We start from the raw sequence: 22,432 nt of genomic DNA, 5'->3' as shown, positions 1-22,432 counted from the left end.
CCCTGGCAGGGAAGGGGAGAGCAGCCTTCCCTACTTCACCATCCAGTCCCGCAGCTTCTTCTCCAGCACCGGCATCGGCAGCGACCCCGTGTCCAGCACCTCGGCGTGGAAGGCGCGCGGGTCGAACTTCGCGCCCTGTTTCGCCTGCGCCTCCGCCTTCAGCTTCAGGATGGTCAGCTGGCCGATCTTGTACGCCAGCGCCTGCCCCGGAATGGCGATGTATCGCTCCACCTCGGCGGTGGCGTCGGTCCTGCCCATCGGCGAGTTGGCCAGCATGTACGCGATCGCCTGGTCGCGGGTCCAACCCTTGGCGTGGATGCCGGTGTCGACGACCAGCCGCATCGCACGCAGCATCTCGTCGGACAGGCCGCCCATCCGCTGGTACGGATCGGTCTCCATGCCCAGCGGCTTCCACAGCGTCTCGGCATACAGCGCCCACCCTTCGACATAGGCGGTATTGCCGCCGAAGCGCATGAAGGCGGGCAGCGCCGCATTCTCCTGCGCCAGGCTGATCTGGAAATGATGCCCCGGCACCGCCTCGTGCAGGTACAGGGTTTCCATGCCCCAGGTGTAGCGGGTCGGCAGGTCATAGGTGTTGTAGTAGAAGATGCCGGGCCGCGAGCCATCGGGCGTACCCTGCTGGTACGATCCGCCGGCATCGGTCTTGGCGCGGAAGTCCGGCACCGGGCGGATCTCCAGCGGCGATTTGGGGATCAGCGAGAATTGCGTGGCGATGCGCTGGTCGATCCGCTTGCCGATCGCCTCATAGCCCGCGCGCAGCTCCGCCGCGCTCTTGGGCTGGAAGCGGGTGTCGGTGCGCAGATAGTCGAAGAACTGCGCCAGCGTCCCCTTGAAGCCGACTGCCGCCTTCTGCGCCTCCATCTCGCGCGTGATCCGCGCCACCTCGGACAGGCCCAGCCGGTGCACGGCATCGGCCTTGAGCGGCAGGGTGGTGCTCGCCTCGATGTCGTAATCGTACAGCGCCGCACCACCGGGCAGCGCCGACAGGCCGACCGTGTCGCGCGCCTTGGGCAGATACTCGGTCTTCAGGAAATCGCGCATCTTGCGGTGCGCCGGGATGATGACGTCACGCACCTGCGCGCCGTAGGCGGCGGTCAGCGCCGGCCGATCGGCGGCGGGCACCGTGTCGGGGAACATGGTGACCGGCGCGTAGAAGACCGATCCCTCCACGCCCTGGTCGATCAGCGCGTCGAACTGCGCGATCATGTTGGTGACGACCAGCTTGGGCTGCACCACGCCCTTCGCCATCCCCTCGCGCATCAGCGCGATCGCCCGGTCGTAGAGCGCGGCATAGCCGGCATTGCGCTTCAGGTTGTTGCGATAGTCCGCCACCGTCTTGAACGGCGCCCCGCCCTTGCCGCTGGCGAAGTCGGGATAGAAGGTCTGGAAGCCGCCGAAATGGTTCATCGGCAACAGCCGCGTCACCGCCAGGATGTTGGGCGCAAAGCCCCGCAGGTTGATCTCGGCCTGGTTGCGGAACACGTCGTACGCGATCTGGTCGACATGGGTCAGCTTGGCGCGATCGATCGCCTTCAGCGCGGCCAGGTCGGCCTCGACGTTGCGCTTGTTCTGGGCGGTGCGCGCGTCGGTCAGATATTCGCCGAACTGGTCGGCGTAGCGCATGTCGCCGCGAAAGATCGCGCTGATCGGGTCGAGCGCCAGGTCGCGCTCGTCGCTGTCGTAGAACAGCCGCTTCAGCTTCGCATCCTCCGGCCCGTCGCCCGGCACCGGCACGGGGGGCGGCAGCGCCTGGCCGAGCGCCGGCGCGGCGGTGGCGATCATCAGGGCGGCGAGCAGGATGTGGCGCATGGATGTCCTTGGATCGAAGCGGTTATGTTCCTTCCCTACGCCCGCCATCGCGCCGGCGAAAGCAGGACTAGCCGATCCCCAAGCAGATGTGGCTTTCGCCGCCCGGCCCCCGCGCCCATCTGGCGATCATGGCGACGTTACTCGATCCCACAGCCCGCGGCCGGGTCATCCTGGTCGGTGCCGGCCCCGGCGACCCCGGCCTTCTCACCGTCCGCGCGGTGGAGGCGCTGCGCGGCGCCGACATCGTCGTGCATGACGGCCTGATCGACCCGCGCGTCCTCGACCTCGCGCCCGCCACGGCGCAGCGCATTTCGGTCGCCAAGCGCCGCGCGCGCCACACCCTGCCGCAGGAGGCGATCAATGCGCTGATCGTCGCGCATGTCCGCACCGGCGCGGTCGTCGTCCGGCTGAAGGGCGGCGACCCGTTCATCTTCGGCCGTGGCGGGGAAGAGGTGGAGGCGGTGCGCGCCGCCGGCCTGCCGGTCGAGGTGATCCCCGGCGTGTCGGCCGCGCTCGGCTGCGCGGCAGAGGCGATGCTACCCCTCACCCACCGCGACCACAGCTCGGCCGTCTCGTTCGTCGCCGGCCAGTGCAAGGGCCTGTCCGAGCAGGACTGGTCCGGCCTTGCCGGGCAGGGCCGCACGCTCGTCATCTACATGGGCGTCGCCACCGCCGCCGCGATCGCCGACAAGCTGATGGCCGACGGCGTCGCTCCCGACATGCCGGTCGCGGTGCTGGAGCGCGGCACGCTGGAGGGTCATCGCGCGATCCGCACGCTCCTCGCCGATCTCGGCGCGATGGTCGATCGCGAGAAGGTCGGCAGCCCCGCGATCATCGTCGTCGGTGAGGTCGTCACCCTCTCGGATGCCGAGGACAAGCTGGGCCGCTGGGCACGCGTCGCAGAGGGTATGGCAGCATGAAGATCCTGACCGGCAACGATCTCGCCTCGGGCGACGTCACCTGGTGGACCGGCAACGGCTGGTCCCGCCACATCGAGGACGCCACCGACGTCGGCGACCAGGGCGAGGCGATCGCCCGTGCCGAGGAGGGCGCGCGTCGCGTCAACGTGCCTTACGTGATCGAGGCGAGCCTGACCGCCGACGGCCCCCGCCCCGCCCACATCAAGGACCGCATCCGCGCGCTCGGCCCCACCGTGCGCGCCGACCTGACACTGAAGCCCGCCGACCCGCAGGCGGGCAGCTGGGTCATATGAATGGCCGCTCGCTCCTCCCCTTGCAGGGGAGGTGGCAGCACATCGTGCTGACGGAGGGGTGTCCCCGGTCCGCGATCGGCGACACCCCTCCACCAGCTTCGCTGGTCCCCCTCCCCTTGCAGGGGAGGATTTAGGAAGAGCCATGTATAAGTACGACCAGTACGACCAGTCGATCGTCGATGCCCGTGTCGAGGAGTTCCGCGACCAGGTCGCCCGCCGCCTGTCGGGCCAACTGACCGAGGATCAATTCAAGCCGCTGCGGCTGATGAACGGCCTCTATCTCCAGCTGCACGCGTACATGCTGCGCGTCGCGGTGCCCTATGGCACGCTCGACAGCCGGCAGATGCGGATGCTCGGCCATATCGCGCGCAAGTACGATCGTGGCTACGGCCACTTCACCACCCGCCAGAACCTCCAGTTCAACTGGATCAAGCTGGAGGATACGCCTGATATCCTTGCAGAATTGGCGACGGTCGAGATGCACGCCATCCAGACCAGCGGCAATTGCATCCGCAACATCTCGTCCGACCAGTTCGCCGGCGCCGCCGCCGACGAGGTCGCCGACCCGCGTCCCTGGGCCGAGCTGATCCGTCAGTGGAGCACCTTCCACCCGGAATTCAGCTACCTGCCGCGCAAGTTCAAGATCTGCGTGATTGCCGCCGACGAGGACCGCGCCGCGATGCGCCTCCACGATATCGGCATTCGGCTGGTCGAGCGAGACGGCGTGCTCGGCGGCCAGATCTTCGTCGGCGGCGGCATGGGCCGCACCCCGATGATCGCGCCGCTGATCCGCGACTTCGTCACCGCCGACGACCTGATGAGCTATCTTGAAGCCTGTCTACGTGTCTACAATCGCTATGGCCGGCGCGACAATATGTACAAGGCGCGGATCAAGATCCTGGTCCATGAGATCGGCGCCGACGACTATCGCCGCCAGGTCGAGGAGGAGTTCGCGCTCGTCAAGGCGCTCGGCATCGACCCGCCCGCCGCCGAGCTGGCCCGCATCACCGCGATGTTCGCGCCTCCCGCGCTGGACGCCGCGCCGGTCGCCCTCGACCGCAGCGATCCCGACTTCGCCGTCTGGCTCGACCAGAACGTCCGCGCCCATCAGGCGCCCGGCCACGCGATCGTCACGGTCAGCCTGAAGCCGGTCGGCGGCATCCCCGGCGACGCCACCGCTGACCAGATCGACCTGATGGCCGACCTGGCCCAGCGCTACTCGCACGACGAGCTGCGCGTCACCCACGCGCAGAACATCGTCCTGCCGCATGTTGCCGAGCGCGACCTGCCCGCGGTGTGGCAGGCCTTGGCCGAGGCCGGTCTGGCCGAGGCGAACCTGGACCTCGTCACCGACATCATCGCCTGCCCCGGGCTCGACTATTGCAGCCTGGCCAATGCCCGCTCGATCCCGCTGGCGCAGAAGCTCGCCGTCCGCCTCGCGCCGAAACAGCGCGATCTGGGTGAGCTGAAGGTCAAGATCTCGGGCTGCATCAACGCCTGCGGCCACCACCATGCCGGCCATATCGGCATCCTCGGCGTCGACAAGAAGGGCACCGAGAACTACCAGCTGTCGCTCGGCGGTTCGGGCGCGGAGGACGTGTCGCTCGGCAAGATCACCGGGCCCGGCTTCGACGAGGACGGCGTCGTCGACGCGATCGAGCGCGTCACCGACACCTACGTCGCCCACCGCGCCGAGGGCGAGCGCTTCCTCGACACCTATCGCCGGATCGGGATGCAGCCGTTCAAGGAGGCGATCTATGGGTGATCCAACGTTCTCCCCTCCCTTTCAGGGAGGGGCGCCAACGTTCTCCCCTCCCTTTCAGGGAGGGGTCGGGGGTGGGTCGCGGCCGGGTGATACGGCCGCCCGCACGCCTGCCGCCGCCGTATCGCTCCACGCCACCCACCCCCAGCCCCTCCCTGACAGGGAGGGGAGCAGGTTCCGCCATGACCGCTGACGCCCTTCTCCGCTTCCGCGACGACCCGGCCCATGACGAGCCCGCCGTCACCCTCGACGCGTTCCTCGCGGAACAGACCAACGCCACCGCCGTCCGGCTGGAGGCGGGCGAGGACGCCCGCGCGCTCCTCCCCCATCTCGACCGGCTCGCGCTGGTCGAGGTCAGCTTCCCGACGTTCCGCGACGGCCGCAGCTATTCCGCCGGCCGTATCCTGCGCGAGGCGGGCTACAGTGGCGAGCTGCGCGCACAGGGCGACGTGCTCGTCGACCAGTTGCCGCTGATGCGCCGCTGCGGCTTCGACAGCTTCGCGCCCCAGGCGGAGATCGACGGCGATGCGCTCCGCCGCAGCCTCGAACGCTACGATTATCGCTATCAGGCGGCGGCCGACGCCGCCGTTCCCGTCTGGAAACTGCGCCATGGGTGAGCCCGCCCGCATCCTCGATACGATCGACACCGCCCCCGCCTTCACCGCCGCCGATGCCGCCGCGATGCAGGCGCGGTTCGATGGTGTATCCGCACCCGATATGCTGCGCGAGCTGCTGACCGGCGAACTCGCCGGCCGCATCGCCTCGGTCTCGTCCTACGGTGCCGAGTCCGCCGTCCTTCTCCACATGGTGGCGACGATCGACCCGGATGTGCCGGTCATTTTCACCAACACGCAGAAGATGTTCGGCGAGACTCTTGCTTACCGGGATGAGTTGTCGGAGCGGCTCGGCCTGACCGACCTGCGCGTCTTCCGTCCGGACCCGCGCGTGCTGGCGGCGAAGGACAAAACCGGGCTGCGCTGGTCCTACGACCCCGACGGCTGCTGCGAGATCCGCAAGGTCGAGCCGCTGCGCCGCGCGCTCGCCCCGTTCGACGCCTGGATCTCGGGCCGCAAGGGCTTCCAGTCCGGCACCCGCCTCGCCCTGCCCCGTTTCGAGGAGGATGAGGGCCGGCTGAAGATCAACCCGCTCGCCGACTGGAAGAAGGCCGATCTCGACGCCTATTTCGAGGAGCACGACCTGCCCCGCCACCCGCTGGAGGCGCAGGGCTATCTCTCGATCGGCTGCGCGCCGTGCACCAGCAAGGTGCGTCCTGGCGAGGATCCCCGTGCCGGTCGCTGGCGCGGCTGGGACAAGGTGGAATGCGGCATCCACCAGCCGGTGCAGCCGGGCGAAGACCCGGTCTTCTGACCGTCACCCTTGCCCCGCGTGCGCTATCGTCAGTGCGCGCGGGCCGCGGCCTTCTGCGCGCGCGCCTGCTTGGCATAATGGTGGTGTGCGATCGCGCAGCCCGCCGCCGCGCCGAGCATCGCGTGCCCCTTGCCGACCATGTGTCCACCCACCGCGCCGGCCGCCGCACCGCGGATGCAGCCCTTGGCCAGCACCGGCGAGGCGGTCGCGACGAGCAATGGCAGGGCGAGCAGGGAAACGAAGCGCATATCGACCTCCACGAACACCATGTCCGACGGACGAGATACGGTCGGCTGCGACGGCGCGTTCCGTTAAACTTCGGTCATGTTGGCCGGCACGCAAAGAACCGGCCCTCGCGACACTGAAGTCGCGAGAGCCGGCCCCTCCCTGTTCAGCTCGTGAAAGCCGAAAGCTTTAGAACCGCCACCCGATCGAGGCCTGGACGATCGGATAGACCTTATAATCGTCGACATCATCCTGCAGGCTGCGACGCTCCTCTTCCAGGCTGGCGCGGAAGGTGGCGTTGTTCTGCAGCGTGCCGGTCGAGGTGAAGTCGCGCACCTTGACCGAACCCTGGAACAGCGCGCCCGCCTCGAACCCGAACATGAAGCCGCGGCGGTTCGATCCGCTCCAGCCGAGCGTCAGCGCCGGCGCGACCTTCTTCACCTCGGCCCGGCCGGACAGCGTGCCGACCTGCGCCTGGGTGTAGGTGTCGTCGCCGACCTCGACCGAGGATCCGCTCGGCGTGGCGTTCAGCCGCGCATAGTTGCGGTTGATGCGCGCGCCGCCCGAGACGCGGAACGAGCCGCCGAACGGATAGACGTCGACCATCGCGCCGAACGACTTCAGCTTCAGCTTGCCGTCGTAGTCGATGTCGTCGGAGCTATAGTCGGCGTTGATCCCCAGGAAGGTGGCGTTGCCGCGGATGCCGATATGGTCGGCGAAGCGGAACCCCACTTCCGGTCCGATCCCCAGCGTGCCCGCGGTCACCGCGACGGTGAAGGTCGATGCCGGATCGTTCACGGTCGTCTGCGCGGCAGCCGGCGCGGCGCAGGCGAGCGCGACCAGACCCAGCGCGCCCGTGCCCAGCACGCGCGCCGTCGAGAAACTGACAGTCATGATTACCCCTTTTGACGTGTCCACCGCCGCCCGGCCGCCCCCTCCCTGTGAATGACGGCCGGCCGACGATGTCCGTTCGCACCGGTTCCCCCCGGTACGCCCACCGTGTGACCGATAAGCGATCGGCCGGCATGCCCAGTTTGGGCGATGCGGAGGATATTTCTGCAATGCAGCAGAATGTTCGCGGAGAAGGATCGGAAGGCATGAGCAGCCGCCGCCCCATACTTCTCCCCTTCCTGGACCAGGGAGGCGAGTTTGATCCTCTCCCTCAATACCCCGCATAGTCCGAGAAGCGGGTGATCGTCGGGTCGAACTTCATCACCACCTTGCCGGTTGCGCCGTGGCGCTGCTTGGCGACGATCAGCTCGGCCAGGCCATAGACCCGCTCCATGTCGGTCGCCCATTTCTGGTGGTCCTCGAACACCTTGCTGTCGTCGCCCTCCACCGGGCGCTTGGGCTCGCGCGCGGCGGTGTAGTAATCCTCGCGGAACACGAACCAGACCATGTCCGCGTCCTGCTCGATCGATCCCGATTCGCGCAGGTCGGACAGCATCGGGCGCTTGTCCTCGCGGCTCTCGACCGCGCGGCTCAGCTGCGACAGCGCCAGCACCGGCACGTTCATGTCCTTGGCCAGCGTTTTCAGCCCGCGGCTGATCTCGGAGATTTCCTGGACGCGGTTCTCCTTCGATCCCTTGCCGCCGCTGGTCAGCAGCTGGAGATAGTCGACCACGACCAGGCCGATCTCGTTATTGTGCCGCCGCTGCAGCCGGCGGACGCGGGTGTGCAGCGCCGAGATGCTGAGGCCGCCGGTATCGTCGATGAACAGCGGCAGGTTCTCCAGCTCGGCGGCCGCGGCGGCCAGCTGCGCGAACTCCTGCCGGCTGATCTTGCCCATGCGCAGCGATTCGGAGCTGATCTGCGACTGCTCGGCCAGGATACGCGTGGCGAGCTGGTCGGCGCTCATTTCCAGGCTGAAGAACGCGACCTTCGCCCCCACCGAATCGGCCGGCGCGATGCCGTCGGCCATGTCGCGCATCCACCGGCGCGCGGCGTTGAACGCGATGTTGGTCGCCAGCGACGTCTTGCCCATGCCGGGACGCCCGGCCAGGATCATCAGGTCCGAATGGTGCATGCCGCCGATCTTGGCATTGATCGAATCAAGCCCGGTGGTGACGCCCGACAGGTTGCCGCCGCTGTTCAGCGCGCGCTCGGCCATCTTCACCGCCATCGTCGTGGCCTGGGCAAAGGTCTTGGTCGCGTTCTCGGCACCGCCGTCGCCGGCGACCTTGTACAGCTCCTCCTCCGCCGCCTCGATCTGCGCGCGCGGGTTCACCTCTTCGGACGTGTCCATCGCCCGGTCGACCAGCGTGCGGCCTACCGTCACCAGCGCGCGCAGCATCGCCAGGTCATAGATCTGCGTCGCGAACTGGCGCGCACCGATCAGTCCCGCGCCAGAGCCGGTCAGTCCGGCCAGATAGGCGGGGCCGCCCAGCTCCTTCATCGCCTCGTCCGCCTCGAACATCGGGCGCAGCGTGACGGGCGTCGCCAGCATGTCGTTGGCGCGCAGCGTCTTGATCGCGGCGAAGATGCGGCCGTGCAGCGGCTCGAAGAAATGCGCCGGTTCCAGCCGGTCGACCAGATCGTCGGCGAGGCGATTGTCGATCATCATCGCGCCGAGCATCGCGGCCTCCGCCTCGACGTTGCGGGGCAGCTGCTGGGGTTCCGCGGGGGTCGCGGGGGCGGGGAATGCTAGGGTGGCCATCGGCCGCTTCTACGCGCTGCCGAGGCGTTCTCAAGCGGCGCGCGGCGAATTGCTGGGGATAAGTGACAGGCTTCGTCCGCGCCGCTAATCGGGGCCATGGCCGACCCGCGGATCATCCATGTCGAGCTCGACGAGCGCAGCATCGGCTGGCGCTCGGCCGATGTCGAGCAGGAGCGGCGGATCGCGATCTTCGACCTGATCGAGGACAATCGCTTCGCGCCCCAGCGCGCCTATCCCGACGGCTATGCCGGCCCCTACCGGATCAAGCTGGAGACGGAGGAGGGGCGCCTGGGCATCCACATCCACCGCGAGGACGGCTCGCATCTGGAGACGCTGGTGCTGGCGCTCGGCCGCTTCCGGCGGCCGATCAAGGATTATTTCGCGATCTGCGACAGCTATTACCAGGCGATCCGCCAGGCGACGCCGCAGCAGATCGAGACGGTCGACATGGCCAGGCGCGGCATCCACAACGAGGCGGCCGAGCTGCTGAAGGAGCGCCTCGCCGGCAAAATCGACGTCGATTTCGATACCGCGCGGCGGCTCTTCACGCTGCTGTGCGTCCTGCATCTTCGGGGCTGACCACATGAATTTCCTGGCCAAGGCCGCCGCGATCCTGGTCGCGGCCGGCGCGATCGGCATCGGCGGCTGGCACTATGCCACCGGCTGGGCGCCCGACCACGCGACCTATCCGCTCCAGGGCATCGATCTGGGCGAGAATCCCGGCGAGATCGAGTGGGGCACGGTGCGTGCCGCCGGCGCCGACTTCGCCTATCTGGCGGCGACCGCCGGGGCCGACCGGCGCGTGCCCTCGTTCGAGGCGAACTGGAACGCCCTGCCCGCCGCCGGCCTGCGCCGCGGCGCCGTCCACCTCTACTCGCTCTGTCAGCCTGCCGTGGCGCAGGCCAATACGTTCAACACCACCGTGCCGCGCATCGCCGACGCGCTGCCCCCTGCGGTCGACATCGACCTGCGCGAGGACTGCGCTGCCCGGCCCGAACCCGCCGCGCTTGCCGCCGACCTCAGGCGCTTCATCGCGCTGGTCGAGGCGCATACCGGCAAGCCCGTGCTGCTGCGCATCTCGAAGCCCGTCGAGCACGTCTTCGCCCTGACCGCCGCGATCCAGCGCCCGGTCTGGGCAAGCGGCAATTTCTTCGCCCCCGGCTACCCTGCCCGCCCCTGGGCGATGTGGCGCGCCAGCGACCTGCGCCGGGTCGACGGCATCGAGGGGCCCGTCAACTGGAACGTGGTGAGACCATGACCGATGTCCTGCCGGATGAGACCGTCCGCACCCTGATCGCCGCCGCGCGCGCCGCGGCACTCCACGCCCACGCCCCCTACTCGCGCTTCGCGGTCGGCGCCGCGCTGCTGATGGCGGACGGCAGCGTCGTGACCGGCGCCAATGTCGAGAATGCCAGCTACGGCCTGTCGCTCTGCGCGGAAACGGTCGCGATTGCCACCGCCAGCGCGCAGGGAAGGCTGCGTCAGATCGTCGCCGTCGCGGTGATCGGCGGCGCGATGGACGCATCCGGCCGCCCGACCGGTACCACCCCGGTCAGCCCCTGCGGCCGCTGCCGCCAGGTCATCAACGAGGCCGCGCAGATGGGCGGCCGCGACCTGCCCGTGCTGTGCGCGGCGGCAGAGGGCGACGCGGTCGCCCGCCACCGCCTGTCGGACCTCCTTCCCCACGCCTTTGGCCCCGGCGACCTGGGCATTTCCTGACGCCTTGCGTTTGGCCGGGCCGGCGATTAAGTGCAGCACCCATCCGACAGCGAGGATGGTTCCCCACGCCGGCTTCCGAAAGGCAAGCGGCGGGCGGCGCCATGTCTCCACGTCGTGCAATTTACGGGCGGAACCAAGTGGCGAAGACGACCCCCATCGAGTTCATCAACCAGGTCAAGGCAGAGACCAGGAAGGTCACCTGGCCGACCTGGAAGGAAACCTGGATGACCGGCCTGATGGTCGTCATCATGACGACGATCCTGGCGCTGTTCTTCCTGGGCGTGGACTCGTTCTTCAACACGCTCGTCAACGCCCTTCTCAAGCTCGCGCAGTAAGGATCTGATTTCATGGCGCGCTGGTACATCATCCACGCCTATTCGGGTTTCGAGGGCAAGGTCCGCGATTCGATCATGGCAGAGGCGACCCGCATGGGCCTCGACCGCCTGGTCGAGCAGATCGAGGTGCCGACCGAGACCGTGACCGAGGCGCGTCGCGGCAAGAAGATCGCGGTCGAGCGCAAGTTCATGCCCGGCTACGTCCTCGCCAAGCTGGACATGAACGACCAGGTCTATCACCTCGTCAAGAACACGCCCAAGGTCACGGGCTTCCTCGGCAGCATGGGCAAGCCCCAGGCGATCAGCGAGTCCGAAGCCGCGCGGATGCTGAACTCCAAGGAAGAAGCCGCCGCCGCGCCCAAGACCAAGGTCAAGGTCGATTACGAGATCGGCGACGCGGTCAAGGTGCTCGACGGCCCCTTCGCCAGCTTCAACGGCACGGTCGAGGAACTCGATTTCGACAAGTCGAAGGTCAAGGTGTCAGTCTCGATCTTCGGTCGCGCCACCCCGGTCGAACTGGATTTCGAGCAGGTCGAGCGAAGCAAGTAAGCCTGCGGCTTAGTTGCTGACCGCACGCGCCGAGCGAAGCTCGAAGCGAGACGGCGCTCGACCGGCCAGCGGGTCGCTTCAGCGAACCCGACTGACGTCAGGCGCGGGATTAACTCCCGCGCCTTTTCCATGCTCGCCGCGTCTATTTTCCGACACCCGCTCGAACGTAGTGGCAAATGTCGGCCCGACGATGGTCACATCGGCGACGTACGACAGCGCTCGGCAAGCTGGCGCGTAGCCAGGTCCAGATCGAGATCGGCGATCAGCAGCCCCGCCTGACCATAGGGCTGGTAGGACAGCAGGGTGCCGTCCGGCCGAGCGATCGCGGAGGTCGCCGGCGCACCCTCGCTCGCGCAGTTCACCGATGCGAACCAGCAGGTGTTTTCCGCCGCGCGACACAGGATCGCCTTCTCGTGGAAGCTGTTGTCGGGGTGAACGAAGGTTTGCGGCCGGTAGGAGCCGGGCTCGGCAATATATGCGTAAGGGTGAAAGACGATCTGTGCGCCGCGACGCGCCGCCCACCGCACCGTTTCCGGGTAACGCCATCCCTCGTGGCAGATGACGACGCCGAAGGTGACTTCGCCTGCGGTGAACACGCGCCGCTCGGTTCCGAACGCCGGGTACTGCACCTCTTCCAACGGATCGAGCTGCCCCTTGTCCTGCCAGCCCTGGGTCGATCCGTCCGGATCATATATCCTTGCGGTGATCTGCAGCCCATGCTCGGTCGGCCGCTCGGTACCGAGTATCACGGAAACACCCGCCGACTTCGCCGCGACGCCTACCCTGTCCCACGCGTCCTCGAGAAACGTCAGAGAAGGCGGTGGTAAGTTGTTGTCCTGCCAGCGATAGCCGGGAATGAAGCACTCCGGAAAGCAGATGATCTGCACGCCTTGACGACCCGCTTCGGCAATAGCTTCGACGGCAAGCTCAACGGACTGTTCCGGCGTGTCTGCAACAGGAAGGTTGGCGAGGGCTATGCGACAACTGGCCATGACCCTGTATAGCGTCCCGCCGCATCGCCGCCATCATCTAAGTACCGCCCGACATCTTCCTTCCCAAAATCATCTTTTCAAGCCCCCTACTGCATCAGTCCTTCCCCTCCCGCGCCTCCCAGTCCTCCAGCCGCCACCCGCCGAACAGCGCCAGCCCCTCCCGCGTCGGCACCTTCGCCGGGTCCGCCTTCGACCATCCCGTCACCTGATCCAGCGCGGGCAGCAGCGGCGGCTGCTCATGCCGTACAGCGCCGCGCTTCAGGTTGCGCAGCACCGTCGCCAGCATCTGGTCCTCGGCCTCGCGCGCCAGGTCGGCGATGTAGCGTGCCCGGATGCGCGCGGCGTGCGTCGCCTCCCTCTCGTTCCGGCGCCGCCGCCGATCGGGACGCTGGTCGAAGAAGCGCGCTTCCTTCTGGTGGAGGTACAGCAGTTGCAGCGCCTGTGCCGGCGTCATCGCCGGCATCGTCGGCGGTTCATTGTGCCGCCAGGCGTCGTCCTCATGGCTGCCGATGCGAAACCCCGCGACCAGCGCCATATCGACCCGCTCATACCCCATCGCCAGCGCCATCCGCATCTCGCGCGCGAAGGCGGGGTTGTTGCGCCGGCGGCGATGAAACGCCGCCTCCGCCCCGCCCGCCGCCGCGGCCGACAGCGCGATGTTGGCGGTCGCCGACAGCGCCGACAGGAACGCCTGCTCGCACGCCCGCGTCAGCTTGCCCGGCTGTGAGCGGCGCACCTGCACGCGGCCATCGGGGGTGCGCACGATCACCGGCTCGCCGCCCTGCGTGCGGTGCACGTCGCACTTCCCCACCGGCACCCGCGCCGCCGCCGGCGCCGCCGGGTCGAGCCGCCGGTTCAGCCGCGCCTGCGCCGTGGCCAGCGCCGCCTCCCAGCGTTGCGCGAAGGCGGGATGATGTTTCCGCCGATGCTGGATGGTGCCGTACCGCACCCCCACCTCACGCGCGGCGAGCCGGACATTGCCGGTCCGCGCCAGCGCCTTCAGGAAAGCGCGGTTCTCCAGCGCCTGCTCGCGGGTCAATGCCCGTCCGGATATGGGGGATCGTGCCATGTCGGCAGACCATCTCTACCTTTTCGTCCGTGTAGGACAGCGGCAATCGGCCTACCCAAATCGGATCACTCCCCTATGCCGCGACCGATACCGCGATTAGCCATGCACGGGTGACGAACGCCGCGCCGCCCCCGTTGCCCTTTCAACTGATCGGGCGGCTGTCGAACGAGGTGCATCTCGACACCACGCTGGCGATGCGATCCGCGGCATCGGCAGTGATCCCTTTCTGTCGGGGGTCGGCGACCGGATCTATGACGTCGATGGCGTCCAGTATCGCAGCTATACCGACGTCGAATTTCTCGACGGCAGCTGCGCGACGGTCTTCACGGGATCGGGATGCACGAACAACGACGGGCGGAGCGGGACCGCACGCCGCCTTTCCACGTTCGTCATCCCCTATCTGGTCGACGGCGTCGTGATCGACGGCAGGACCTATGATTTCGACAGCGATCCGGCGAGCATCAACGGGTGCACCGATGCGGCGCTGTGCGAGATCCATACCGGCCTCGACCGGTCCGATTCGACGACCGCGATGATAGTGCGCGTATCCAATGCGGCGACCGGCACCAACCTTGCTGGTTCGGCGACCGATCCGCTGACGGTCGATACGACGCACGTGACCGACGCCACCTTCGCGCGCCTGACCAGCTACCGGGTCGCGGTCATGTCCGCGGTGCCGGAGCCGCAGAGCTGGGCGCTGATGCTCGCCGGCTTCGGCCTGACCGGGGCGGCGCTGCGCCGGTGGCGCGGGCGGCCCGCGGCGGTAGCTGCCTGACAGACCCTGCCCGGCGCCCTTGCCTGTTGGCGCGCGCTTCGCTAAGGGCGCGCTCTTCCGTCCACCGATGGAACAGCTCGCGGGAGGGTGCCCTGGCATCCGTCTGGACCGCTAAACTTGGAATAGAGTGACATGGCAAAGAAGATTACAGGTTACATCAACCTGCAGGTTCCGGCGGGCGACGCCAAGCCTGCTCCGCCGATCGGCCCGGCGCTGGGTCAGCGCGGCGTGAACATCATGGAGTTCTGCAAGGCGTTCAACGCCGCGACGACCGACATGGCCAAGGGGACGCCGATCCCCACCAAGATCACCGTCTATGCGGACCGCTCCTTCTCGTTCGAGACGAAGACGCCGCCGGCGACCTTCCTCATCAAGCAGGCGATCAACCTGAAGTCGGGTTCGAAGGAGCCGGGCAAGGCGTCCGCGGGCAAGATCAAGATGTCACAGCTGTCGGAGATCGCGCAGGTCAAGATGAAGGACCTGAACGCCAACGACATCGAGGCGGCGACGAAGATCATTGCCGGCTCCGCCCGCGCGATGGGCCTCGAAGTGGTGGAGGGCTGATACGATGGCCAAGCTGAGCAAGAAGCAGAAGGCGCTCTCGATCAATCCGGAGCAGCTGCACGGCATCGACGAGGCGATCGCCCTCGCCCGCACCAACGCCACCTCCAAGTTCGACGAGACGATCGAGGTCGCCCTGAACCTCGGCGTCGATCCGCGCCACGCCGACCAGATGGTCCGCGGCGTCGTCAACCTGCCCAAGGGCACCGGCAAGACCGTCCGCGTCGGCGTGTTCGCGCGCGGGGCGAAGGCGGACGAGGCGCGCGAGGCGGGTGCGGACGTCGTCGGCGCCGAGGACCTGATGGAGACCATCCAGGGCGGCACCATCGACTTCGACCGCTGCATCGCGACGCCTGACATGATGGGCGTCGTCGGCCGTCTCGGCAAGGTGCTGGGCCCCAAGGGCCTGATGCCGAACCCGAAGCTCGGCACCGTGACGATGAACGTCGCGCAGGCGGTCAAGGACGCCAAGTCGGGCCAGGTCGAGTATCGCGTCGAGAAGGCCGGCATCATCCACTCGGGCATCGGCAAGGCGAGCTTCCCGGCCGAGGACCTGCGCGCCAATTTCGACGCGCTGGTCGATGCCGTGGTGAAGGCCAAGCCGTCGGGCGCGAAGGGCAAGTATGTCCGCAAGATCGCCGTGTCCTCGACCATGGGCCCGGGCATCCGGGTCGACACGACCGAGGTCGCCGGCGCCTGATACCGAAGCGGGGCATCGCCCCGATCCGACGACCATAACGGAAAGGGCCGGGAGCGATCCCGGCCCTTTTCTGTTCGACAGCCGAGAGGAACCCGATCATCGCCACCATCCGCATCCTGGTCGACGCCGACGCCTGCCCGGTGAAGGACGAGGTCTACCGGGTCGCGTGGCGCGTCGGCGTGCCGGTCACCATCGTCAGCAACCAGCACCTGCGCATCCCCCAGCACCCGCTGGTCGACCGGGTCGTGGTGAGCGACGGTTTCGACGCGGCGGACGACTGGATCGCCGAGCATGCCGACGGCGATGCCGTGGTCGTCACCGCCGACATCCTCCTCGCCGATCGCTGCCTGAAAGCGGGCGCGACCGTCCTCGCTCCCACTGGCAGGCCGTTCACCATCGCCTCGATCGGCGGCGCGATCGCGACGCGCGCGATCATGGCGGACCTGCGCGCCGGCGGCGATCAGATCGGCGGCCCGCCGCCCTTTGCAAAGACGGACCGCTCGCGCTTCCTCTCCGCGCTGGATGCGACCCTGGTGAAACTGGCGCGGCGCTGATCGGTTGGGATCACGCGATCGAATCGGAAGGATACGCGACCATGGCCATTCCTGCCCTGCCCATCGAGGGCGGCTGCCGCTGCGGACGGGTTCGCTTCCAGATGACGGCCGCGCCGTGGATGGAGGCGGCCTGCCACTGCCGCGGCTGCCAGCGCATGACCGGCAGCGCCTTCTCGACCACGCTCATGCTGCCCGACGACGGCTTCGCGCTGACCGCCGGTGATACGGTGATCGGCGGCCTGCACGGTGATGAGGCGGACCATCATCACTGCGACTGGTGCAAGAGCTGGGTGTTCACCCGCCCCCGCGCCGCCATGGGCTTCGTCAACGTTCGCGCGACGCTGCTCGACGATCCCGCCTGGTTTGCGCCCTGGATGGAAACGCAGACCGATGAGGCGCTGCCCTGGGCCGTGACGGGCGCGGCGCGAAGCTTCGGCCGCTTTCCCGCCGCGGACGATTATTCGCCCCTGATCGCGGCCTATCGCAAGGATCGCGGCATCGGCTGACGTCAAAGGGTTACAGGTGACGCTCGCCGCGTTAGGCTGGCGTCCATGACCCAGCGCACCGGTGGCCGCCTGCTCGTCGACCAGCTCCTGATCCAGGGCTGCGAGCGCATCTTTACCGTTCCGGGCGAGAGCTTCCTCGCCGTGCTCGACGCCCTCCACGACACGCCGGCGATCGATCTGGTCGTGTGCCGGCAAGAGGGTGGCGCCGCGTTCATGGCCTGCGCAGACGGTGCGCTGACCCACCGCCCGGGCGTCGCCTTCGTCACCCGCGGACCCGGCGCGACCAACGCGTCGATCGGCGTTCATGTCGCGATGCAGGATTCCCAGCCGATGATCCTGTTCATCGGCGATGTCGACCGCGCCACCCGCGACCGCGAGGCGTTTCAGGAGATCGACTTCGCCCGCATGTTTGGTCCCTTGTGCAAATGGGCGGCCCGCATCGACGATGCCGCGCGCATTCCCGAATATGTCGCCCGCGCCTATGCCACCGCGATGAATGGCAGGCCGGGTCCGGTGGTGCTCGCACTACCGGAAGACATGCTGCTCGACATGGTAGAGGCAGTCGACCGTCCCCGCGCGACGCGCACGCCGCAGGGCTGCGACGAGTCGGCGATCGCCCCGCTCGCCGATCTGCTTGCCACCGCCGAACGGCCGGTGGCGATCGTCGGCGGCGCCGGCTGGGATCGGATCGCGGCGCAGAATTTCGCGGCGTGGGCCGACCGGACCTGCGTGCCCGTCGTCGCCGCCTTTCGCCGGCAGGACGCGGTTCCCAACGACTGCCCCGCCTATGCCGGCAATCTCGGCTATGGACCCAATCCCGCGCTGGTCGCACGGGTCAGGGCGGCGGACCTGCTGCTCGTCGTCGGTCCGCGTCTCGGCGAGGCGACGACCGACGGCTACAGCCTCGTCACGCCCGATCATCCGGGGCAGCGGCTGATCCACGTCCACCCGGACCCAGACGAGCTGGGCATGACCTATCGCACCGATCTGGCGATCTGCGCCGGAATGGCGGAATTTGCCGAGGCGCTGCTGACGATCGACGGACCGCCGCACGCGGCCGGTAAGGAGGCGCATCGGGCGTTCGAGCAGTGGTCGACGCCGGTGCCGCGTGAGGGCGTCGCACTGGATCTGGGACAATGCGTCGCCGCGATGCGCGACACGCTGCCCGCGGATACGATCATCTGCAACGGCGCGGGGAATTACAGCGGCTGGTGGCACCGCTACTGGCGCTATGCCGGGCCGGGGACGCAGCTCGCCCCGACCGCCGGCGCGATGGGGTACGGCCTGCCCGCCGCGGTCGCCGCCGCGCTACGCCATCCGGGCCGCAGCGTCGTCGCGCTGGCTGGTGACGGGTGTTTCCTGATGAACGGTCAGGAGCTGGCGACCGCGGTACAGCACGGCGCCTCCATGATCGTCCTCGTGATCGACAACGGCACCTACGGGACGATCCGCATGCATCAGGAGCGCGCGTTTCCCGGCCGCCCGAGTGGAACCGGACTGGCCAACCCGGATTTCGCCGCCCTCGCCCGCGCCTATGGCTGCTGGGCCGAGCGGGTGGAACGCACCGACGATTTCGCCTATGCGCTTGCCCGCGCGCAGGCGGAAGAGGGCGTGCGGCTGCTGCACCTGGTCACCGACATAGAGGTTATCACGCCGGCCACGACACTGGACGCCTTGTCACGCCCGGCCGGTTGACGCCCACTCGCCAACGCTACCGCGCGAACCGCTGACATCGAAGGCATGGCTGACAACGAGAAGGGCCGCAGCGAGCGATCGCGACGGCCCTGCCGTTTAGTTCAGGACTGCGACGTCAGATGTTGTCGCCAAGTGCACCCTTGACCGAACCCTTGACGTCCTGACCGGCGCCCTTGACCTGCTGGGCCTGGCCCTCTGCAACCAGCTTGTCGTTGTCGGTCGCCTTGCCCACGGCTTCCTTGACGTTGCCTGCGACCTTGTTGCCGGCTGCTGCGACCTTGTCGGTGAATTCGCCCATGATGGCCTCCGTAATTATGCGCGCCCGCCAGTCGGGCCGCTTGAATTGTTACGGATTAAACGACGCGTCCGCCGCGCAGGTTCCATGAATCTTGCGTCAGATCAGTCCGGCAAGCGGGCTGGACGGGTCGGCATAGCGCCGCTGCCCCATCCGCCCGGCGCGGTATGCCAGTCGGCCGCCCTCGACCGCGGCACGCATCGCCGCGGCCATCATGATCGGGTCCTTCGCCTCGGCGATCGCGGTGTTCATCAGCACACCGTCGCAGCCCAGCTCCATCGCGACCGCCGCGTCCGATGCGGTGCCGACGCCGGCATCGACCAGCACCGGCACGCCCGCGCCCTCGACGATCAGGCGGATCGTGATGCGGTTCTGGATACCCAGTCCCGACCCGATCGGCGCACCCAGCGGCATGATCGCCACCGCGCCGGCATTCTCCAGCCGCTTCGCCGCGATCGGATCGTCGACGCAGTAGACCATCGGCTTGAAGCCTTCGTTGGCCAGGATCTCGGTTGCGCGCAGCGTCTCGTGCATGTCGGGATAGAGCGTCTTCGCCTCGCCCAGCACCTCCAGCTTCACGAGGTCCCAGCCGCCCGCCTCGCGCGCCAGCCGCAGCGTGCGGATCGCGCTTTCCGCGTCGAAACAGCCGGCGGTGTTCGGCAGATAGGTGACGCGCTTGGGATCGATGAAGTCAGTCAGCATCGGCGCGTTCGGGTCCGACACGTTGACCCGCCGCACCGCCACCGTGACGATCTCCGCGCCCGACGCCTCGACCGCCGCGGCGTTCTGGGCGAAGTCCTTGTACTTGCCGGTGCCGACGATCAGGCGCGATCGGAACGTCCTGCCCGCGACCGTCCAGCTGTCGGTATCGACCTTGCCCGCATGGTCGCCGCCGCCGACGAAATGGACGATCTCGTAATCGTCACCGTCCTCGACGACCACCTGCGCCAGGGTAGAGCGCGGCACGACCTCCATGTTGCGCTCCACCGCAACCTTCTCGGGCACCAGCCCCAGTTCGCTGGCGAGCTGGGCGATGGTGATGCCTGCGGCGACGCGCTTGTGCTCGCCGTTGACGGTGATGGTGACGGTGCCGTCGCTATGGGGCATGGGTGACGGGTCCTCGACTTGGGTCAGGGCATGGGGGTAGGATGCCGCCGATCTAGGCGTCGACACCGGGCGCCGCAACCGAAAGCCCGTGATGACCGCCGCAACCGTCTTCGTCCTGAACGGCCCGAACCTGAACCTGCTCGGCACCCGCGAGCCAGAGATCTACGGCCACGACACGCTCGACGACATTGCCGGCCAGCTCGAGGATCGCGCCCGCGACCTGGGGCTGGAGATCGACATGCGCCAGTCCAACCACGAGGGCCATCTGGTCGACTGGCTGCACGAGGCGCAGGCACGTGGCGCAAAGGGGGTGATCCTGAACGGCGGCGCCTTCACCCACACCTCCATCGCCGTTCACGACGCGATCAAGGGCATTCGCACGCCGGTGATCGAGGTGCACCTTTCCAACCCCCATGCGCGTGAAGAATTCCGGCATATCAGCTACATAGGCCGCGCTGCCAAGGGCACGATCGCAGGGTTCGGCGCGCAATCCTACCTGCTGGCGCTTGAAGCCGCGGCCCGGTTCTGACAGACGCGCGCGCTTGAACAGGGAAATATCCATGACCGATCCGAAACCGGCCGATCCGATGCAGATCGACGTCGACCTCGTCCGCCAGCTCGCCGAGCTGCTCGACACTACCCAGCTGACCGAAATCGAGGTCGAGGACAAGGATCGCAAGATCCGCGTCGCGCGCAAGGCTGCACCGGTCGCCGCCCCCGTCCAGTATGCCCCCGCGCCCCAGCCGGCACCGCTGGCCAGTCCGGCGGCAGGCGCGGCGATCGTCGCGGAGGTCGGTGCCTCCACCCCGGCGCCGACCGCCGATGCGGTCCGCTCGCCGATGGTCGGCACCGCCTATCTCTCGCCCAATCCCGAGGCGAAGGCGTTCGCCCCGGTCGGCGCGCGGGTCGCCGCCGGCGACACGCTGCTGATCGTCGAGGCGATGAAGGTGATGAACCCGATCGTCGCGCCGACCGCCGGCACCGTCACCGCGATCCTGGTCGAGAACGGCCAGCCGGTGGAATTCGACCAGCCGCTCGTGGTGGTCGAATAACCATGACGCAGATCAGGAAGCTGCTGATCGCCAATCGCGGCGAGATCGCGCTGCGCATCCACCGCGCCTGTCACGAGATGGGCATCCAGACGGTGGCGGTCCACTCCACCGCCGATGCCGACGCGATGCATGTCCGGCTGGCGGACGAGGCGATCTGCATCGGACCGCCATCGGCGACCGACAGCTACCTCAATATCCCCAACATCATCTCGGCCGCCGAGATCTCCGGCGCCGACGCGGTCCATCCGGGCTATGGCTTCCTCAGCGAGAATGCCCGCTTCGCCGAGATCGTCGAGAGCCACGGGCTCCTCTTCGTCGGCCCCAAGCCCGAGCATATCCGCACCATGGGCGACAAGGTAGAGGCCAAGCGCACCGCCGGCGCGCTCGGCCTGCCGCTGGTCCCCGGCTCGGACGGCGCGATCAGCGACATCGCCGAGGCGACGGCGCTTGCCGAACAGATCGGCTATCCGGTCATCATCAAGGCGGCGTCGGGTGGCGGCGGCCGCGGCATGAAGGTGTGCAACAGCCCCGACCAGCTCGAAAGCCTGATGCAGCAGGCCGGGTCCGAGGCGAAGGCGGCGTTCGGCGACGCGACCGTCTACATGGAGAAATATCTCGGCAACCCACGCCATATCGAGTTCCAGGTGTTCGGCGACGGCAACGGCAACGCCATTCACCTGGGCGAGCGCGACTGCTCGCTCCAGCGTCGCCACCAGAAGGTGCTGGAAGAGGCGCCCTCTCCCGTCATCACCGCCGAGGAGCGGGCGCGAATGGGCGGCATCGTCGCGAAGGCGATGGCGGACATGGGCTATCGCGGTGCCGGCACGATCGAGTTCCTGTGGGAAGACGGCCACTTCTACTTCATCGAGATGAACACCCGGCTGCAGGTCGAGCATCCGGTGACCGAGATGATTACCGGCATCGACCTGGTCCGCGAGCAGATCCGCGTCGCGGAGGGGCATCCCCTGTCCTGCCGGCAGGAAGACATCCGCTTCCACGGCCACGCCATCGAGTGCCGGATCAACGCCGAGGATCCGCGCAACTTCACGCCCTCGCCCGGCAAGGTCACCCAGTTCCACGCGCCCGGCGGCATGCACGTCCGCGTCGACTCGGGTCTCTATGCCGGCTATAAAGTCCCACCCTATTACGACAGCATGATCGCCAAACTGATCGTCTACGGCACCACCCGCGAACGCTGCATCGCCCGCCTGCGCCGCGCGCTGGAGGAGTTCGTGATCGAGGGAATGAAGACCACCATTCCCCTCCACCGCGAGCTGATCGAGGATCCGGAGTTCGCCGATGGGGCGTACACCATCAAGTGGCTGGAGGAATGGCTAGGCCGCGAGACGCAATAGCGGAGCTATTGCGCACGCGGCCTAGCCACGGCCAGCGCGGCGAAGCGCGCCTCAAGGCGCGGTTTTGCGCAGGCAGGGGCCTCTCCCAGCCATGCTCTCCCAAGCCCCATACAG

27 protein-coding genes are annotated in these 22,432 nt (G+C 68.0%); 19 read left to right on the top strand and 8 right to left on the bottom strand.

Annotated elements, in window-relative coordinates; translation table 11 throughout:
* Positions 1-30 precede the first annotated feature (30 nt).
* Complete coding sequence (locus tag Q5H91_RS01510; RefSeq protein WP_305171460.1) at positions 31-1,830, bottom strand: DUF885 domain-containing protein; 1,800 nt, start codon at positions 1,828-1,830, stop codon at positions 31-33.
* 128 nt (positions 1,831-1,958) lie between these two features.
* On the opposite strand from Q5H91_RS01510, the gene cobA reads away from it, so the two are divergent.
* From cobA to Q5H91_RS01485, 5 genes are all read left to right on the top strand, one after another.
* A complete protein-coding gene (cobA, locus tag Q5H91_RS01505; RefSeq protein ID WP_305171459.1) occupies positions 1,959-2,750 on the top strand; it encodes a uroporphyrinogen-III C-methyltransferase in 792 nt (263 codons plus the stop codon).
* Complete coding sequence (locus Q5H91_RS01500) at positions 2,747-3,043, top strand: DUF2849 domain-containing protein (protein WP_305171458.1); 297 nt, start codon at positions 2,747-2,749, stop codon at positions 3,041-3,043. Before cobA ends, Q5H91_RS01500 begins: the two co-directional genes overlap by 4 nt.
* A 142-nt stretch (positions 3,044-3,185) precedes the next feature.
* Positions 3,186-4,808, top strand: coding sequence for a nitrite/sulfite reductase (locus Q5H91_RS01495; protein ID WP_305171457.1), 1,623 nt, complete (start codon positions 3,186-3,188; stop codon positions 4,806-4,808).
* Between the two features lie 179 nt (positions 4,809-4,987).
* Positions 4,988-5,422, top strand: a complete 435-nt coding sequence (locus Q5H91_RS01490) for a DUF934 domain-containing protein (protein ID WP_305171456.1) — start codon at positions 4,988-4,990, stop codon at positions 5,420-5,422.
* Positions 5,415-6,173, top strand: a complete 759-nt coding sequence (locus Q5H91_RS01485) for a phosphoadenylyl-sulfate reductase (RefSeq protein WP_305171455.1) — start codon at positions 5,415-5,417, stop codon at positions 6,171-6,173. Before Q5H91_RS01490 ends, Q5H91_RS01485 begins: the two co-directional genes overlap by 8 nt.
* A 29-nt stretch (positions 6,174-6,202) precedes the next feature.
* Here Q5H91_RS01485 and Q5H91_RS01480 read toward each other — a convergent pair whose 3' ends face one another.
* The 3 genes from Q5H91_RS01480 to Q5H91_RS01470 all read right to left on the bottom strand — a co-directional run bounded on the left by Q5H91_RS01480 (position 6,203) and on the right by Q5H91_RS01470 (position 9,054).
* The gene (locus Q5H91_RS01480) at positions 6,203-6,421 is read right to left on the bottom strand and encodes a hypothetical protein (RefSeq protein ID WP_305171454.1); all 219 of its coding nucleotides are present in this window, start codon (positions 6,419-6,421) and stop codon (positions 6,203-6,205) included.
* A 166-nt stretch (positions 6,422-6,587) separates the two neighbouring features.
* Positions 6,588-7,292: a hypothetical protein gene (locus Q5H91_RS01475; RefSeq protein WP_305171453.1), complete on the bottom strand. Its 705-nt coding sequence runs from the start codon at positions 7,290-7,292 to the stop codon at positions 6,588-6,590.
* Between the two features lie 268 nt (positions 7,293-7,560).
* Positions 7,561-9,054 carry a replicative DNA helicase gene (locus Q5H91_RS01470; protein ID WP_305171452.1) on the bottom strand — a complete coding sequence of 498 codons (1,494 nt, stop codon included), beginning with the start codon at positions 9,052-9,054 and terminating at the stop codon, positions 7,561-7,563.
* Positions 9,055-9,150: 96 nt separating this feature from the next.
* On the opposite strand from Q5H91_RS01470, the gene Q5H91_RS01465 reads away from it, so the two are divergent.
* The 5 genes from Q5H91_RS01465 to nusG all read left to right on the top strand — a co-directional run bounded on the left by Q5H91_RS01465 (position 9,151) and on the right by nusG (position 11,657).
* Positions 9,151-9,633 carry a UPF0262 family protein gene (locus Q5H91_RS01465; protein WP_305171451.1) on the top strand — a complete coding sequence of 161 codons (483 nt, stop codon included), beginning with the start codon at positions 9,151-9,153 and terminating at the stop codon, positions 9,631-9,633.
* A 4-nt stretch (positions 9,634-9,637) separates the two neighbouring features.
* Positions 9,638-10,312: a GH25 family lysozyme gene (locus tag Q5H91_RS01460; protein ID WP_305171450.1), complete on the top strand. Its 675-nt coding sequence runs from the start codon at positions 9,638-9,640 to the stop codon at positions 10,310-10,312.
* Entirely contained in the window at positions 10,309-10,773 is a 465-nt protein-coding gene (locus Q5H91_RS01455) for a cytidine deaminase (protein WP_305171449.1), read from the top strand. The genes Q5H91_RS01460 and Q5H91_RS01455 overlap by 4 nt, the downstream gene beginning before the upstream one ends.
* A gap of 137 nt (positions 10,774-10,910) precedes the next feature.
* Entirely contained in the window at positions 10,911-11,108 is a 198-nt protein-coding gene (gene secE, locus Q5H91_RS01450; RefSeq protein WP_305171448.1) for a preprotein translocase subunit SecE, read from the top strand.
* A 12-nt stretch (positions 11,109-11,120) separates the two neighbouring features.
* The gene (nusG, locus tag Q5H91_RS01445) at positions 11,121-11,657 is read left to right on the top strand and encodes a transcription termination/antitermination protein NusG (protein ID WP_305171447.1); all 537 of its coding nucleotides are present in this window, start codon (positions 11,121-11,123) and stop codon (positions 11,655-11,657) included.
* Between the two features lie 194 nt (positions 11,658-11,851).
* On the opposite strand, the gene Q5H91_RS01440 is transcribed toward nusG, so the two are convergent.
* Both Q5H91_RS01440 and Q5H91_RS01435 read right to left on the bottom strand, forming a co-directional pair.
* Positions 11,852-12,649: a carbon-nitrogen hydrolase family protein gene (locus tag Q5H91_RS01440; protein ID WP_305171446.1), complete on the bottom strand. Its 798-nt coding sequence runs from the start codon at positions 12,647-12,649 to the stop codon at positions 11,852-11,854.
* Between the two features lie 94 nt (positions 12,650-12,743).
* Positions 12,744-13,718 (bottom strand): hypothetical protein, encoded by a 975-nt coding sequence (locus Q5H91_RS01435; RefSeq protein ID WP_305171445.1) that lies wholly within the window; start codon positions 13,716-13,718, stop codon positions 12,744-12,746.
* Between the two features lie 415 nt (positions 13,719-14,133).
* Between Q5H91_RS01435 and Q5H91_RS01430 the strand changes: the two genes are divergently transcribed.
* The 6 genes from Q5H91_RS01430 to Q5H91_RS01405 all read left to right on the top strand — a co-directional run bounded on the left by Q5H91_RS01430 (position 14,134) and on the right by Q5H91_RS01405 (position 18,509).
* Positions 14,134-14,493, top strand: a complete 360-nt coding sequence (locus Q5H91_RS01430) for a PEPxxWA-CTERM sorting domain-containing protein (RefSeq protein ID WP_305171444.1) — start codon at positions 14,134-14,136, stop codon at positions 14,491-14,493.
* Between the two features lie 132 nt (positions 14,494-14,625).
* Positions 14,626-15,057, top strand: a complete 432-nt coding sequence (rplK, locus tag Q5H91_RS01425; protein WP_305171443.1) for a 50S ribosomal protein L11 — start codon at positions 14,626-14,628, stop codon at positions 15,055-15,057.
* Positions 15,058-15,061: 4 nt separating this feature from the next.
* The gene (rplA, locus tag Q5H91_RS01420) at positions 15,062-15,754 is read left to right on the top strand and encodes a 50S ribosomal protein L1 (protein ID WP_305171442.1); all 693 of its coding nucleotides are present in this window, start codon (positions 15,062-15,064) and stop codon (positions 15,752-15,754) included.
* Positions 15,755-15,861: 107 nt separating this feature from the next.
* Positions 15,862-16,308 (top strand): YaiI/YqxD family protein, encoded by a 447-nt coding sequence (locus tag Q5H91_RS01415; RefSeq protein WP_305172343.1) that lies wholly within the window; start codon positions 15,862-15,864, stop codon positions 16,306-16,308.
* A 41-nt stretch (positions 16,309-16,349) separates the two neighbouring features.
* On the top strand, positions 16,350-16,814 hold the full coding sequence (locus tag Q5H91_RS01410) for a GFA family protein (protein WP_305171441.1): 465 nt from the start codon (positions 16,350-16,352) through the stop codon (positions 16,812-16,814).
* A 45-nt stretch (positions 16,815-16,859) separates the two neighbouring features.
* On the top strand, positions 16,860-18,509 hold the full coding sequence (locus Q5H91_RS01405) for a thiamine pyrophosphate-binding protein (RefSeq protein ID WP_305171440.1): 1,650 nt from the start codon (positions 16,860-16,862) through the stop codon (positions 18,507-18,509).
* A 115-nt stretch (positions 18,510-18,624) separates the two neighbouring features.
* Here the strand turns inward: Q5H91_RS01405 and Q5H91_RS01400 are convergent, their stop codons facing one another.
* Together Q5H91_RS01400 and thiS are read right to left on the bottom strand one after the other, a co-directional pair.
* On the bottom strand, positions 18,625-18,807 hold the full coding sequence (locus tag Q5H91_RS01400) for a CsbD family protein (RefSeq protein ID WP_305171439.1): 183 nt from the start codon (positions 18,805-18,807) through the stop codon (positions 18,625-18,627).
* Positions 18,808-18,903: 96 nt separating this feature from the next.
* Entirely contained in the window at positions 18,904-19,911 is a 1,008-nt protein-coding gene (gene thiS, locus Q5H91_RS01395; protein WP_305171438.1) for a sulfur carrier protein ThiS, read from the bottom strand.
* A gap of 91 nt (positions 19,912-20,002) precedes the next feature.
* On the opposite strand from thiS, the gene aroQ reads away from it, so the two are divergent.
* The 3 genes from aroQ to accC are packed head-to-tail and all read left to right on the top strand — an operon-like array spanning position 20,003 to position 22,318.
* On the top strand, positions 20,003-20,440 hold the full coding sequence (gene aroQ, locus Q5H91_RS01390) for a type II 3-dehydroquinate dehydratase (protein ID WP_305171437.1): 438 nt from the start codon (positions 20,003-20,005) through the stop codon (positions 20,438-20,440).
* 31 nt (positions 20,441-20,471) lie between these two features.
* Positions 20,472-20,963: an acetyl-CoA carboxylase biotin carboxyl carrier protein gene (gene accB, locus Q5H91_RS01385; protein ID WP_305171436.1), complete on the top strand. Its 492-nt coding sequence runs from the start codon at positions 20,472-20,474 to the stop codon at positions 20,961-20,963.
* Between the two features lie 2 nt (positions 20,964-20,965).
* On the top strand, positions 20,966-22,318 hold the full coding sequence (gene accC, locus Q5H91_RS01380) for an acetyl-CoA carboxylase biotin carboxylase subunit (RefSeq protein ID WP_305171435.1): 1,353 nt from the start codon (positions 20,966-20,968) through the stop codon (positions 22,316-22,318).
* Positions 22,319-22,432: the final 114 nt, after the last annotated feature.

The organism is Sphingomonas aurea (assembly GCF_030678875.1).
In the GTDB taxonomy this organism is placed as follows: Bacteria; Pseudomonadota; Alphaproteobacteria; order Sphingomonadales; family Sphingomonadaceae; genus Sphingomonas; species Sphingomonas aurea.
This window is presented reverse-complemented; position numbering and strand designations above follow the sequence as displayed.

Bases quoted from the DNA above. Each gene is read 5' to 3' on its own strand.
- Q5H91_RS01510 (WP_305171460.1), bottom strand. From the start codon at position 1,830: ATGCGCCACATCCTGCTCGCCGCCCTGATGATCGCCACCGCCGCGCCG.
- cobA (WP_305171459.1), top strand. From the start codon at position 1,959: ATGGCGACGTTACTCGATCCCACAGCCCGCGGCCGGGTCATCCTGGTC.
- Q5H91_RS01500 (WP_305171458.1), top strand. From the start codon at position 2,747: ATGAAGATCCTGACCGGCAACGATCTCGCCTCGGGCGACGTCACCTGG.
- Q5H91_RS01495 (WP_305171457.1), top strand. From the start codon at position 3,186: ATGTATAAGTACGACCAGTACGACCAGTCGATCGTCGATGCCCGTGTC.
- Q5H91_RS01490 (WP_305171456.1), top strand. From the start codon at position 4,988: ATGACCGCTGACGCCCTTCTCCGCTTCCGCGACGACCCGGCCCATGAC.
- Q5H91_RS01485 (WP_305171455.1), top strand. From the start codon at position 5,415: ATGGGTGAGCCCGCCCGCATCCTCGATACGATCGACACCGCCCCCGCC.
- Q5H91_RS01480 (WP_305171454.1), bottom strand. From the start codon at position 6,421: ATGCGCTTCGTTTCCCTGCTCGCCCTGCCATTGCTCGTCGCGACCGCC.
- Q5H91_RS01475 (WP_305171453.1), bottom strand. From the start codon at position 7,292: ATGACTGTCAGTTTCTCGACGGCGCGCGTGCTGGGCACGGGCGCGCTG.
- Q5H91_RS01470 (WP_305171452.1), bottom strand. From the start codon at position 9,054: ATGGCCACCCTAGCATTCCCCGCCCCCGCGACCCCCGCGGAACCCCAG.
- Q5H91_RS01465 (WP_305171451.1), top strand. From the start codon at position 9,151: ATGGCCGACCCGCGGATCATCCATGTCGAGCTCGACGAGCGCAGCATC.
- Q5H91_RS01460 (WP_305171450.1), top strand. From the start codon at position 9,638: ATGAATTTCCTGGCCAAGGCCGCCGCGATCCTGGTCGCGGCCGGCGCG.
- Q5H91_RS01455 (WP_305171449.1), top strand. From the start codon at position 10,309: ATGACCGATGTCCTGCCGGATGAGACCGTCCGCACCCTGATCGCCGCC.
- nusG (WP_305171447.1), top strand. From the start codon at position 11,121: ATGGCGCGCTGGTACATCATCCACGCCTATTCGGGTTTCGAGGGCAAG.
- Q5H91_RS01440 (WP_305171446.1), bottom strand. From the start codon at position 12,649: ATGGCCAGTTGTCGCATAGCCCTCGCCAACCTTCCTGTTGCAGACACG.
- Q5H91_RS01435 (WP_305171445.1), bottom strand. From the start codon at position 13,718: ATGGCACGATCCCCCATATCCGGACGGGCATTGACCCGCGAGCAGGCG.
- rplK (WP_305171443.1), top strand. From the start codon at position 14,626: ATGGCAAAGAAGATTACAGGTTACATCAACCTGCAGGTTCCGGCGGGC.
- rplA (WP_305171442.1), top strand. From the start codon at position 15,062: ATGGCCAAGCTGAGCAAGAAGCAGAAGGCGCTCTCGATCAATCCGGAG.
- Q5H91_RS01410 (WP_305171441.1), top strand. From the start codon at position 16,350: ATGGCCATTCCTGCCCTGCCCATCGAGGGCGGCTGCCGCTGCGGACGG.
- Q5H91_RS01405 (WP_305171440.1), top strand. From the start codon at position 16,860: ATGACCCAGCGCACCGGTGGCCGCCTGCTCGTCGACCAGCTCCTGATC.
- Q5H91_RS01400 (WP_305171439.1), bottom strand. From the start codon at position 18,807: ATGGGCGAATTCACCGACAAGGTCGCAGCAGCCGGCAACAAGGTCGCA.
- thiS (WP_305171438.1), bottom strand. From the start codon at position 19,911: ATGCCCCATAGCGACGGCACCGTCACCATCACCGTCAACGGCGAGCAC.
- aroQ (WP_305171437.1), top strand. From the start codon at position 20,003: ATGACCGCCGCAACCGTCTTCGTCCTGAACGGCCCGAACCTGAACCTG.
- accB (WP_305171436.1), top strand. From the start codon at position 20,472: ATGACCGATCCGAAACCGGCCGATCCGATGCAGATCGACGTCGACCTC.
- accC (WP_305171435.1), top strand. From the start codon at position 20,966: ATGACGCAGATCAGGAAGCTGCTGATCGCCAATCGCGGCGAGATCGCG.